This is a genomic window from Enterocloster lavalensis (assembly GCF_046603895.1).
GTDB classification, from domain to species: domain Bacteria; phylum Bacillota; class Clostridia; order Lachnospirales; family Lachnospiraceae; genus Enterocloster; species Enterocloster lavalensis.
Genome location: NZ_CP176637.1, coordinates 5,071,415 through 5,084,113, shown reverse-complemented (window position 1 = coordinate 5,084,113; position 12,699 = coordinate 5,071,415). Strand labels below are relative to the sequence as shown.

General features: G+C 48.2%; 13 protein-coding genes. 4 read left to right on the top strand and 9 right to left on the bottom strand.

Annotated elements, in window-relative coordinates; translation table 11 throughout:
* Window positions 1-30: 30 nt before the first annotated feature.
* The 4 genes from ACK2JC_RS22740 (at window position 31) to ACK2JC_RS22725 (ending at window position 3,627) form a co-directional block, all read left to right on the top strand.
* Complete coding sequence (locus ACK2JC_RS22740; RefSeq protein WP_302327699.1) at window positions 31-516, top strand: hypothetical protein; 486 nt, start codon at window positions 31-33, stop codon at window positions 514-516.
* Window positions 517-1,117: 601 nt separating this feature from the next.
* Complete coding sequence (locus ACK2JC_RS22735) at window positions 1,118-1,954, top strand: helix-turn-helix domain-containing protein (RefSeq protein WP_368271955.1); 837 nt, start codon at window positions 1,118-1,120, stop codon at window positions 1,952-1,954.
* A 9-nt stretch (window positions 1,955-1,963) separates the two neighbouring features.
* Complete coding sequence (locus tag ACK2JC_RS22730) at window positions 1,964-2,401, top strand: ImmA/IrrE family metallo-endopeptidase (RefSeq protein ID WP_368271953.1); 438 nt, start codon at window positions 1,964-1,966, stop codon at window positions 2,399-2,401.
* Between the two features lie 185 nt (window positions 2,402-2,586).
* Window positions 2,587-3,627, top strand: a complete 1,041-nt coding sequence (locus tag ACK2JC_RS22725; protein WP_368271951.1) for a site-specific integrase — start codon at window positions 2,587-2,589, stop codon at window positions 3,625-3,627.
* A gap of 685 nt (window positions 3,628-4,312) precedes the next feature.
* Here the strand turns inward: ACK2JC_RS22725 and ACK2JC_RS22720 are convergent.
* The 9 genes from ACK2JC_RS22720 to ACK2JC_RS22680 form a co-directional block, all read right to left on the bottom strand.
* Complete coding sequence (locus tag ACK2JC_RS22720; RefSeq protein WP_227169924.1) at window positions 4,313-4,873, bottom strand: Uma2 family endonuclease; 561 nt, start codon at window positions 4,871-4,873, stop codon at window positions 4,313-4,315.
* 95 nt (window positions 4,874-4,968) lie between these two features.
* Complete coding sequence (locus ACK2JC_RS22715) at window positions 4,969-5,418, bottom strand: hypothetical protein (RefSeq protein ID WP_320936268.1); 450 nt, start codon at window positions 5,416-5,418, stop codon at window positions 4,969-4,971.
* Window positions 5,415-6,371: a hypothetical protein gene (locus ACK2JC_RS22710; RefSeq protein WP_368271949.1), complete on the bottom strand. Its 957-nt coding sequence runs from the start codon at window positions 6,369-6,371 to the stop codon at window positions 5,415-5,417. The genes ACK2JC_RS22715 and ACK2JC_RS22710 overlap by 4 nt, the downstream gene beginning before the upstream one ends.
* Window positions 6,372-6,526: 155 nt before the next feature.
* Window positions 6,527-6,916 carry a PTS sugar transporter subunit IIA gene (locus tag ACK2JC_RS22705; RefSeq protein WP_092369524.1) on the bottom strand — a complete coding sequence of 130 codons (390 nt, stop codon included), beginning with the start codon at window positions 6,914-6,916 and terminating at the stop codon, window positions 6,527-6,529.
* 31 nt (window positions 6,917-6,947) lie between these two features.
* Window positions 6,948-7,775, bottom strand: coding sequence for a PTS system mannose/fructose/sorbose family transporter subunit IID (locus tag ACK2JC_RS22700; RefSeq protein WP_227169928.1), 828 nt, complete (start codon window positions 7,773-7,775; stop codon window positions 6,948-6,950).
* Window positions 7,768-8,505, bottom strand: a complete 738-nt coding sequence (locus ACK2JC_RS22695; RefSeq protein WP_320936866.1) for a PTS sugar transporter subunit IIC — start codon at window positions 8,503-8,505, stop codon at window positions 7,768-7,770. Before ACK2JC_RS22695 ends, ACK2JC_RS22700 begins: the two co-directional genes overlap by 8 nt.
* 18 nt (window positions 8,506-8,523) lie before the next feature.
* Window positions 8,524-8,997, bottom strand: coding sequence for a PTS system mannose/fructose/N-acetylgalactosamine-transporter subunit IIB (locus tag ACK2JC_RS22690; protein ID WP_092369519.1), 474 nt, complete (start codon window positions 8,995-8,997; stop codon window positions 8,524-8,526).
* Between the two features lie 30 nt (window positions 8,998-9,027).
* Complete coding sequence (locus ACK2JC_RS22685; protein ID WP_320936867.1) at window positions 9,028-11,772, bottom strand: sigma 54-interacting transcriptional regulator; 2,745 nt, start codon at window positions 11,770-11,772, stop codon at window positions 9,028-9,030.
* Window positions 11,773-11,846: 74 nt separating this feature from the next.
* On the bottom strand, window positions 11,847-12,665 hold the full coding sequence (locus ACK2JC_RS22680; RefSeq protein ID WP_320936868.1) for a 6-phosphogluconolactonase: 819 nt from the start codon (window positions 12,663-12,665) through the stop codon (window positions 11,847-11,849).
* Between the last annotated feature and the right edge of the window lie 34 nt (window positions 12,666-12,699).

Genomic DNA, 12,699 nt, shown 5'->3' with positions numbered 1-12,699 from the left:
CGCCGAGTACGAAAGAAAGGATGGGGTTTAATGCCCGAAATAGATTTGTCATGGGCAATTACAGCTGTAATTGCTATTGTTGCATTTCTTTCACCTATCGCCGTTGCTCTTATCAATAATTTTCATACCGCTAAAATGAAGCGACTAGAATTTGAGCACGTAGAAAAATTAAAACAAATGGAGCAGCTTCAACAGCTTACAGAAAAGCAGTTTGAAATTTATTACACCGATAAGAAATCTGCTTTTTCTGATTTTTGTCAATCTGCTGGTGTGTTTTCCATGGGTAAACAAAGCAACCATGATTATGAAGCTCTGCATTCAGCGCTTAACAGAGCTATGCTTTTTTGTAATTCAAATAATCAAACTGATTTACGCAATTTCCTTGCTTATGTAAATCAAGACGTTTTTGGTCATGGTTACTCTCTTTCTGAACGAGAATCCTACAGTGCCCGTCTTACAGATATAATTCTCTCGCTAAATGCTGAATTGGAATCAACCAAGCCTTTCATGTATTGAAAATAACGTAAATAGGACTACAATAAATAGAACCCAAACAGGATAAATTCGGTTATTGGGTTCTATTTTTTTCATCGCTTTAATGCAAAGAAAACCAATAAACCAAACCACCATGACTATTCCTACTTTTAAAATGATTCTTCACCCTCCTTTTTCCATTGACACCTCTGCCCGACAGTGGTATATTGGCTTTATCGAACAAATGTTTGTTTATTCCAGAAGTTTTTCAATTGGAACGCCAAAGTAATCTGCTACTTTCTGGACCTTACGAATTCCTGGCTCATTTTCGTTCCACTTACAAATACTGCTCCTTGGAAACTTCAGTACACGTTCTAGTTGCGAAATAGAAATTCTTTTATTTTCGCAGAGAGCCTTTACGTTATCGTACAACAAAATCATCACCTCCTTATTGTTGCGCAAAATTTTGAGATATCATATTGACAAATTGCGTAAAATATTCTAAAATCAGAAGTACCACCAACTAATATAGAATATAGCATTTAATTTGATATATCGCAAAATCTTGCGCAACTCATATTTTCATTATACACAAGATTTTGCGTATATCAAGTATTAATTGCGCAAAATTTTGAGGTATAATATGGGACTATACGAAAACATAAGAGATATTGCGAAAATTAACGGCTACTCAGTCAACCGCCTAGAACAAGAACTTGGATTTGCGAGAAGTTCAATCAACAAATTTAATAAAAACACCCCCAGTGTCGAAAAGCTTCAGCAGATAGCAAATAAACTTAATGTAACAGTTGATGATTTAATGAAGGAGAGAGGACTTACTACATGCCAAGAATGTGGTTTGATGTACGACTCATCTCACCCAGACGATATTAAGACGCATTATAAGCAGCATTCCGCATGGTTGAAAGCAGTAGAAAAATTCGGAGAATTATATTGTTATTATCCAGAACGCGAAAAAATCAAAGCAGAAAACAGAAATATTTCTCATAATGTCTCCCTGCCTATAAACAAACGAATGGAAGCGCAAATCAAGGTATTGCACTGCCTCTTCTCAAGAAGTGTAGAATCTAATAGATATGATTTAAGACACGTGCCTTTTGACACCTATGTTGCTATGATGTTAGGAAATAAATCTTACCGAAAGAACCTTGAAGATGACCTATTTCAAGCTTTATCAAATAAATACGGAACCATGCCAGGAATAAGCAACGGCACCGTATACAATATTCCCGAATCAAAAATATCTACGATCACCAAAAAGGATGAACGTGACATTAAAAAAGATTTAGAATCTCTAAGGGAAAAACTCGCAAGCAAAGAATTGGGGCCAGCTGCATTTGATGGTGAAGATATTCCTGAAGATGATACCGATCTTTTTCTAGGGCAAGTTGAATTGATGTTACGCCGTTTAAAAGCAAAAAACAAGGAGAAGTACACCCCAGACAAGTATAAAAAGTAGGTGAGCCGATTGACAAGAGATATAAAACGTATTGTCGCTTACTATCAACGAAAATATAAAACTTCTAATCCATTTCAGATTGCTGAGGCTTTAGGTATAGAGATTCAGATAGGTGATATCGGCTCCCGTTATGGTTGTTATATGTATCTTAAACGGAGTAAGTGCATTTGGCTTAATGAAAACCTGGAACCTCATGAATTAGAATTTGTGATGGCGCATGAATTAGGCCATGCAATCATGCATCCCCGACAAAATTGTTACTTCATTAAGCACAAAACTCTTCTCCTAAATTCTAAAATTGAAAAAGAGGCCAATAAATTTGCTGCAGAGCTTTTAATATCTGACAGTGACGTGCAGGAATATGTCGTAGAGCGACAATATTCGATTTGTGCATTGGCTAGATTATGGGGGTATCATAAAGAATTAATAGAGCTGAAACTAAAATAACTTATATTTTCGTAAAATAAAAAGCCCCAGGAGCTACTAACTCCCAGAGCTTTTCACATAGATTCTCTTGCTGGACGTGCCAGAAGATATAATCTACCAACCAATAGAATTATATCATTCCTGGTACGCCTTGGCAAGGGCGTATTTTTTGTACCCAAAATTCCAAAAGTAGGAGGAATGATACCATGGCAACCCCCAAGAAACTCCCATCCGGCTCCTGGCGAATCCAGGTATTCGACCACGTAGACGTAGATGGCAAAAAGCATTACAAGTCCTTCACCGCTCCCACCAGACGCGAGGCCCAGTTCATAGCCTCAGAGTGGGCTGCAGGCAAGGCCGCACAGGCCCCGGAGAACCTTACCCTTTACGGGGCCGTCACACGCTATATTGACGCCAAACGTGGCGTCCTGTCCCCCAGCACAGTCTTGGGTTATGAAAAAATGCAGCGGAATTATTTCAAAGAGATTGGAACGACTAAATTGAAAGACCTAAATAATACTTCCTTGCAGATATGGATCAGCGATCTTTCAAAGGATCATAGTCCCAAAACTGTTCGAAATATTCACGGCCTTCTGGCCTCTTCCTTGGAAATGTTTTCACCTGATTTTCGTTTAAAGACCACCCTTCCGGCAAAGAAGAAACCTGAGCTCTATTGCCCATCAGACAATGATGTCAAAAAGCTGCTGGAATCCATTGCTGGAACAGAACTTGAAATAGCTGTATTACTCGCTGCATTTGGTCCTTTGAGGCGCGGCGAGATATGCGCGCTCACGGCGCAGGATGTGCATGGGAACTTAATCGACATCAATAAGAGTATGGTGATGGGTCCTGACCGGCTCTGGTACACCCGACAGCCCAAAACATTCAGCAGCTACCGCACGGTGGAATTTCCGGATTTTGTGATCAACAAACTTTCCGGCATTGAAGGGCGTATTATCAAATCCACGCCAGATCAAATCAGCAACAAATTCAAAAAGGCCGTCCTACGCGCCGGTCTCCCCCACTTTCGCTTCCATGATCTTCGCCATTATGCAGCCAGTATCATGCATGCCATTGGCGTACCGGACTTATATATTCTTAAACGGGGTGGATGGGCAAGCGACAATGTAATGAAAACCGTATATCGAAACGTAATTGACATGGAAGCAGACAAGCAGAACAAGAAGATATTGAAACACTTCAAAAAAGTATCACACGAAATATCACACGAGGCCCGGAAAGCCTAGTAAATACAAGAAAAACAGGTGGGTTCGATTCCCCTCAGCTCCACGCGAACATGCCCGGAATTCTTGCGATAGCAAGGGTTCCGGGCATGTTCTTTGTATTACAAATTGAAATGCCATCACAAGCTTGAATTTCATTCCAATCCATGCTATATTATAAACATAAAAGGAACAACCGCCCACAGGGGGTTGGCCGATATGAACTGATAGAAACTCCACCCTTTCGACTCGCCAAGTTTACAAGGGTGGTTTTTCTACGCCTTTATCAGGACTTTAAAGAAAAACGCTACTTACGATTATTAAAAATAAAGGTAAGCAATGCAATGATTAACAGTCCAAAAGCCATAAGGCCTTGAAAACTGAAATACATCTGCACCACCTCCCATCCTATGTACGATATGGGAGGCCAACGCCCTTGCAGTGACACGATTGTTCCATAGACCTATGATAACACAGGGCATTTGTTTCGGCAATGGTCGATTAAATTGAGTAATATCACACTCAAACATAATTATTTTCTATTATATAAACACTTCTATCACGCTTAACACGCTTGTGAATACAAATATATCAAAAAATAGTACACTAGCTTATTTCCCATCACCCACGCCCCCCATGCCATCCCAACGCCCCCTTCCATACAAAAAAGCACCCTAACTCATGATAATTAGAGTGCAATCAATAAATCTTATTCATTCACATTCGCCAAATCCATGCTGCTAAAATCAATTTTAAAATCCAGATAAATACCTACAGGTACACTGTCAACAAAGTGGTAGAGCGCTGGTATTGACTCATGTTCCAGATCATAAACCACAATCGTCTTTCTCTCAATATCAACCATCCAATATAAGCGTACGCCCGATTCTTTATATAAAGCTAGTTTGATATAATAGTCCATCTCGCGGCTCCCAGGTGAGACAACTTCAATCACCCAATCAGGCGCACCATGGCAGCCTTTTTCATCTAACTTATCCTGATCGCACACCACAAAAATATCCGGTTCCAAGTACCTCTTATCGTCTGCATTTAAATATACAGCAAAAGGTGAAACATTTACTTCACAGGTCCCGCTATTCTGATCAATGTAGTCCGCAATCTTCCGGCTCAATGATAGCACGATTCGTTGGTGTGTCCTTGTCGGTGGCGCCATATAAAAAATCTGTCCATCAATCAGCTCTGCACGTTCTCCGTCTGCCAAAGCGTATATATCTTCTATCGTATAGGTTTTCTGTTTCGGTAATGGCATAAACTCACCTCCTGACTATTACTCCCTCCACCATAGTCTATCTGTATATAGTATAACCCATCCATCAACAATTTTCCAGTATCAAGTAACAAGTATCATCCCCGACAATAAAAATAAAGAACTCCCCTCACAACCGCGATTGTCAACACAATCAAGCCCGCCAATATCCACCAGCCATATTTAACATTTTTATCCTCATTCGGGCAATAAAACTCCCTTCCGTCCCTTGGATTATAAGATATTTTAACGGAATCTCCCAGATTTCCCGCTTTCAAACATGCGATTGGCATTCTGGCGTCAATTCCCTGATAGTCCTTATCTTTCGCATGATATCGGTATATTGTATGGAAGGTAAACGTAAATGACGGCCAACAGCTTATCCTTAATCCCCGACGTTTTAATTTTATACCATTAAAAAATCCGCTGCGTTTCGTATGGTCAATTTTTCCGCTTGTTATTGCAGTGCACCTTTCCTTAATCCCCTTTTCAGCCTTTCTCTGGCAGACGCTAAGGTATATGGCGATCCCAAGAACTATGAAGCTCAATATATCACCTCCAAATCCGAAAACTGCGAATCCATCTGCCCATAACCGGCTTCCCCCAGCCCTCCAACCAACTGTCTGCCGGAATACCGCAGCGTATAATACCGGTACAAAATCTGTCCGGAAACATTGTGAACCGCGCACTGCACATGCAAAATCCCGTTGGCCCGGATAAAATACGAATATTCAATGTCCACCGTATCCGTCTGTGTCAGCTCCTGCTCGATGCCGCCCTTCCGTTCCGCCGCACCTGCGAACTCCAGGAATGCGGATTCCGGCATCCGGGCCGCCCCGAATTCCTTGTATGTCTTACCGTCAAAATACAGATATGTGTCCTTCCAGGTGTGCATGATCAGGCTGTCGACCTCCGGGTCGTACAGGCCGTCGTAAGCTTCCACGTCCAGCGTGATATCCCCGTGTTCGTCCATGCGCACATACCCGTACCGGTTTGATAAAATGCAGCTGATCCCGTTGGCCCGCAAGGCCAGAATCGTATAATTTTTGCCGGTTCCCATCATACGGTACGCGTTCAAAACCACATGGGTTTCCTGCCCCAGGTCCAGCAGTTCAATGATACAGCCGTCCATCCAATCATCATTTTGGTGGACCAGTTTACAGAAACTTCCATCGCTGCTGCAATACCAGGTGGTGTACCGCTCCCTGTCTCCACAGTACGTTCCGATCAGCTCTGCCGCGCCGTCGTGGTTCATATCCACATAGGTATAAGTTTCAAACTGGTGCCCTGCGGCAGCTTCCATGATGGATAAAAGCTCCTCACTGCTCAACGCCCTCCCCTGTTGAAATCCGCCGCCGTCCATCTCTCCCCCTGTTTCCTGCGCGCCGGCAATCGCCTGGGAAACGGCCGGCGTATCCGCCTCCCAGCGCCTCTGCCCCTCTGGAGATAAAGCCGCCATAAACAATGTTGTGATGATTACAATCAGTCTTTTTGATCCCATACCTCCGCCCCCCGATCCCGCAAACGCCCGCTCTTTTCTTACAATGATAACCGCATTTGATAGTTCCCGCAATCTATTTCCCGCAAAAAACGCCGCTGCGCCGGAGATCCTGAGATCCACCTGCGCAGCGGCGCCGTTCAACCGCGTTTATATCCTCAGCACGATTCCAGCACATGGTTCACGCACACCATCTGCTCCCTGGCCGCGCCTATACTCTCCTCAATCATCTCATCCGTCAGCATATCCCCCTTCTGGACCAGTTCCATCACCAGCCCCAGGTTGATTCCCGTCACCAGGAACAGCGGATATTTCCCGATCAGACCGCTGACCGCCTGGGTTACGCTGCCGCCCAGCACGTCGGTCAGGACCAGCACCCGCTCCCCGCTGTCAAACGACTGTAGCAGGCGCTCCAGTTCCTCCGCCACCTCCTTCTGCTCCTCCACATAGGCGTTTACCGTGTGGATATGGTCCATGCCGGACAGCAGCCCGATGGCGCTTTTGTAGCCCTCCGCAAGATACCCGTGTGTGGCGATTACATACCGCATAGTTTCCGTTCTCCAATCTTAAATATTTTTATTAACCAAAAATGCCCAGAACGCCTCCGATAATTCCCACCACCATCACAGCCACGATCAGGGTCTGCGCTTTAAAATTCTTCCGTCTCATCAGATACGAGCACAGCAGCGTCGCGCCCAGAGGCAGCATGTTGTGGAGGATCTGATCCAGAATCTCCTGGAGTTTGATCACGGAATCTCCGTAGGTCAGACTCAGCGGCGTGGTCAGGTACACGTACGAGGCCGTCAGCGCTCCGATCACCGTCAGACCCACGATATAAGCCACATCCGTCACCTTCTTCAACAGGCCGGACTCGATGACCATGTCGATAAAATTGCTGCCCAGCTTGTAACCCCTGGTCACGCCCCAGTAGCGGACAATGTAGTGGGGAATGTTAAAAATCAGGAAATACAGCAGCAGGCCCAGGGGATTTCCCGCCGCGCACATGGCCGCGCCCACGCTGACCGCGATGATGCGAAAGCCACTGGTAAAAAACAAGGTGTCTCCGATCACGGACATGGGGCCCATGAGGCCCGCCTTGACAGCCGACACGATGGTGCCCATTTGATTGCCGGACTGGGCGTTCTGCTCCTCTAAAGCGGACACGATGCCGATGATGCAGGGCTCAATCTGAGGGGTTGCATTGTAAAACTCCACATGGCGCTGCAGTGCGCCCGACATTCCCTCCCGGTCGTCCTTGTAAACCTTTTTCAGCACCGGAGTCAGGGAATAGATATAGCCCAGGTTGTGCATCCGCTCGCTGTTGTAGGAACACTCGATCAAAAAACTCCGCCAGAAAACCTTTTTGAGATCTTTCAGATTGACTTTCTTATCCATGGTATCACTCATTTGCCGTTTCCTCCTGTGATGTGTACATCTTAAACAGCGCCATGCAGAGCGCTACAACGGTGATGGCCATAATGTCCAGCCCCAGATACGCGGACACCACGAATCCCACAAAGTAAAGCGGTATGAAGCGTTTGTCCCACATGATGTTGAGCAGCATGCCGAAGCCCACAGCCGGCAGCAGATCCGAGGCGATGCTCATACCCTTCATGATATTTTCCGGAATCGCATTGATTAGGCTGCTGATGGCGTCGGCTCCCAGAAGAATGGTCAGGAACACCACCAGGCCCATGAACAGGCACTTTAAGATCCCGTAAATCAGATGAAAACGGTTGATCTTGTCGATCTCCCCCGCAGCCGCCCACTTATCGCAGACATGCATCACATAGCTGCCGATGGTGTTAAAGGTGGTGCCCACATAGGCCCCCAGAATTCCAGCGGGCAGCGCGATGGTGATCGCCACCTCAAAACCGTGTCCGGTGGCGATGGCGAAATACGTTCCCACAATGGAACCCACGGTCACATCGGCCGGAACGGTTCCCGCATAGTACAAAAGTCCCATCCATGCCAATTCCATGGTACCCGCCACCACCAGGCCGGTGTGGAAATCCCCCATGACCAGCCCGGTCAGGGATCCCATGATAATCGGACGGTCCAGCATGGAACCCCCCAGGAATTTACCGTCGCAGTACCCCAAAAAGCAGACAAGTCCTAATAATAACGCTGTTGTCATTTGTTCCCCCTCCATATTCTATTTTAAGTATTTTGTAATCGGTATCCTGCGGTCATCGGGCGTCACATAGGACTCCACGCTCACGCCCCGGTCCAGGATTTTCTTAAAATTGTCGAAATCCTCAGGTGCAAAGGCCAGGGTCGGGCTGACCATTTTTCTCCCCTCGCCAGTTTTCATCAGCCCGGCGTTCAAGTGGGTGATCCCCTTCACCCCCTCCACCACCTGCAGCGCGTCCGCGGTTCCCTCCACCAACAGCAGGATCCTGCGCTTTTCTGCCTCAGGGCTGTTCAGATACCCGACGGCCTCCGCCACCGAAATGATCCTCACCTTGCAGCCATGGGGGGCGGTCATCTTCATCAGGCTGATGCGCAGGGCGTCCTTTAAAACCGGATCGTTGGCCACAATAATCTCATTGACATTGAGCTTCAGCGGCCACATGGCTGCAGTTTGGTAATGAAGCAGCCGGTAATCAATCCGAAACATCACGATCATACATTACTCCTCTCCCAGCGCGCGAATGGATCAAGGCTCCCCGGCGCTGTCGCAAATATATCCATAAATGTATAACATCTCGGCCAGCGGTATCTCAACATTGTAGTGGGCGCACAGGCTGGCGAAGCTCTCCTCAAACAGACGCACAAACCGCCTCTGATCCCCGGTAAGCGCAGGTGGATTTTCCGGGCGTTCAATCACGGTTTTGGTGACCAGACGCTCCACCAGGCAGCTGATATGAATGTACATCCCCACCATATTGGTATTGGACAGCCGCAGCTCCATCAGGTTTTCCAGCCGTTTCAGGGCATCCTCAATAAAGTTCAGCAGCTTGTCCGCGTTGAGGATGGTCAGGTAATTCATGACGTTTTCCAGGCTGAAATTTTTGAGCAGGCACTGGTTGAACTGTTCCAGCTCCTCCGCCGTAAAATATGGTGAGAAAATCCGGTTCACCTGCTCGATATCCTTGAAGGCAATGATCTTTTCCAGGGGCACAAAAGCCGTGCCGCAGAGCTTCAACGGCAGAGTTCCCGACACAAACAGCACATTGTACCGCTCAAACACCTCGTCCTCATCCAGATTTTTTGCCAGACGGCTGTAGTCGTAGGGAATAAAGCTAATATCCACCATCCTCGGCAGGCTGGTCCGAAACAGCTGTACCACCCTTGACGCCGCCGTTTCCCCCGTCTCTGTGGTGATGAGGATCGCCGCCTTTTTCTTTCCTCCTGAGAAAATGCGGTAGGTGCAGACCGTCTTTTCGCAGGTCTCCGCCAGAATCTGTTCCATGGGAAGCTTGCGCCTTATGCTGCTGCCGATGGAAATCGCCACCCCGGTGGACACGTTGTTGATGACCCCGATCTTGATGTTGGGGATATCCGCCATCTGCCCCCCCATCTCCTCCAATGACCCCATGTCCACCAACAGGATCACATCCCGGTTCAGGCTGTTTTTTAAGATGTACTGCTTCAGGGTTCGGGCCGTCTCCTCCACGGAAATATCCAACGGCATGTCGATGGCGTCAAAGAGCTGCTCTCCCAACAGCTTGTTGGCCGCATCCGCGATGGAGCGGGCCGTACAGCAGCCGTGCGCCATCACCACCCCAATGCACTTCTGCCCAGTGGGATTCCGGTTGTAGAATGCAATATTAAGAGCCAAAAACACCGTATTCATCCCGTCCATGGTCATGTCAAGCTTCTGGCAGATCCGGCTCATCATCCAGTGCGCCGCCATGTATTCCGTCTCGCAGTTCTGCCGGACCAGGGAGGACAAAACTTCCAGATCTCCCTGATTTTTCAGTTTCCACAGCCGCACCGGCGAGCGCATTTGAATCTGGGCATACAGCAGCCGGGACGCCACAAAGGCGCAGTTGGCGGGCAGATGGATTTCATATTTGCCGCTCGCTTCGTCCAGAACGCGCTCCAGTGTCCTCTCTATAGAGCGCACCTTGGCGTTGCTGTATTTCTTCTCAAAAATAATGTATTCGTAGTAGAGTTCCAGGCTCTCCCTGCACTCCTTCATAAAGCCTTGAAGCGTCATTTTACCGTGCCCATATTGCTGGCACAGGTTGAGAATCCGGTCAAAAAAGCTTAAAATCCGGTCGGAATCGGCCCTGGTGTTAAAGGTGGCCGTATCGATCATCACCTTCTCCTCCAACTCCCGGTCCTCCTCCGGCTCCTCTGCAGCCGCCAGATTCTCCGGCAGGTGGTACAGCAGAACATTCAGGGACTTTTTTCCCTGGGGAGCGGCCAGATACGCGTTGGCGCAGCTGGTCTTGATGCAGTTGTAAAGCTCGGCTATGTTATGGTCGTAGCTGTGGTGGATCAGCGTGTTGAATACCTGGTTGGAGATAAAAATCTTCCGGCCGATCTCTGCCGCCTCCCGGCGGTAAAATGAGATCACCAGGGTTTCCTTGTCCTCCATGGGACGCTCCTCCAGACAAGGGAGGCGGCAGATGATCGGGATGTGCTGGAGGACCGCGCTCCCCACCGCTTCCATGGGCTGGCGGCAGGTGAGAAAGATCAGCCGCGACGTGGAGTTTGACGCCCGCTCCCCACTTCCCCAGGGGTAAAAGGTCCCGGTCTTTATGTAGTCCAGCAGACGGGTCCAGCACTGGGACGACAGATTCTCCACATGGTCGATCACCAGATAGCCGCCCGCAGCCTTCTTCAGCAGGCCGCCGCGGCCTTCCCGGCCGGCCTCCCCGAACAGCTTGCGCACATCGTAATCACCGTCTCCCGGATGGCTGCCCGCTCCAAACCGGATCAGGCACGCCGTTTCCGGGATCAGGCGCTCGCTCCTGGCGTAATCGTAAATCAGAGAGGCGAAAAAGCTTTTTCCCACGCCGTGTTCCCCCCAGATCAAAATGGGAAGCCCTTTGGGCGGATACTGTACCGCTGACTGGCACTGCATCACGCAATGGCTAAGAGAGGTGTCGTTTCCAATAGCCCGGATAAAGCTTTTGCGGGTCAGCAACGACTTCTCCGCCAGCTCCGTTAACTCCTCCGGATCGTAAAAGGAATTGCCCGTCAGACTGACCTTGAAGCTCTCCTCCACAATCCTGCGGTTGAGGAAATAAACCGGACGCGTATTAATTTTAATCAGCTCCTGATCCCGCACAAATTCATTCAGATACTGCGAGGCAAGGGAGCGGGATATGTTCAGGCTGCCGCTGATGTAGGCGGAATCGCAGACCAGGGCCTGAGTCTGACAAAAATCCTCCGTGCACCGGGCTACCAGCCCGTAAATCTCCTGTTTTGTACTGCCGGGTAGGTTCATAGCATCTCTCCTTTACGTTTGATTTCTTTACCAGTATACTACACGCGGTAAAGTTTGTTCCCACCCGTTTTGCCCTATTGATTTCCAATTTTATCCATAATATCTGCAGCAGCCTCCTGGTCCAGCAGCACGGTGAGATCCCGGTGGAGCTGCAGCACGGAGGCGGGAAACTCCAGGGATACCGGATCGTACAGAACCCTGCGCACGATATCCGCCTTTTCGCTGCCTGTGGCGATCAGAATTGCGTGACGGGCGTCCAATACAGTCTTTGGTCCAAAGGAGACATAGTATTCCGGCAGCAGCGACTCGTCTGTCAAATGATACTCGTCCAAACAGCTTCGCACCATCTTCATGGTTCCCGGGGTCGTATCCGCCCTTACTTTCCTGGCCCCCTGATTCCAGTAAGGAACTGTGCCCGGCAGATTTCCGCAAATGTGTCCGTCCGGCCCAAGACCCATGATGATCATGTCCAGCCCTCCCGCCTGGGCGATCATACGGTCGATATCTCCATAATTTTCCTCCGTAATATCGTGGATCCGGTCGTCCTTCACTCCGGCAGGAACAAAATACTTCCAATCCAGATTTTCTCTCACAATACCCGCGTTCGGATTTTTAACCGGCCAGAGCTTCGGCTCCTCTCCCCTGGCCGTGGTCCGGTAGATCTCCTTCTTATCTCCACGGATGAAAATATCGTCAAACACATAGTAATGAACATTGTCAAAATAATTTCTACCCCGCACGGATTCTGCTAGAATTTCATAGCCCCGGATGGGTGTGATACCGGCCGTGATAGACAGATTGACTCTGGCTTTGCCGGAATACATGTGTTTGAGAATCATCTGCGCCATAACCTGACTAAAATCTTCCTTGTCTCTGGTAATATAGACTTTCATTTTCTCCATTCCCCCGTTCTTAATTGTATTTATG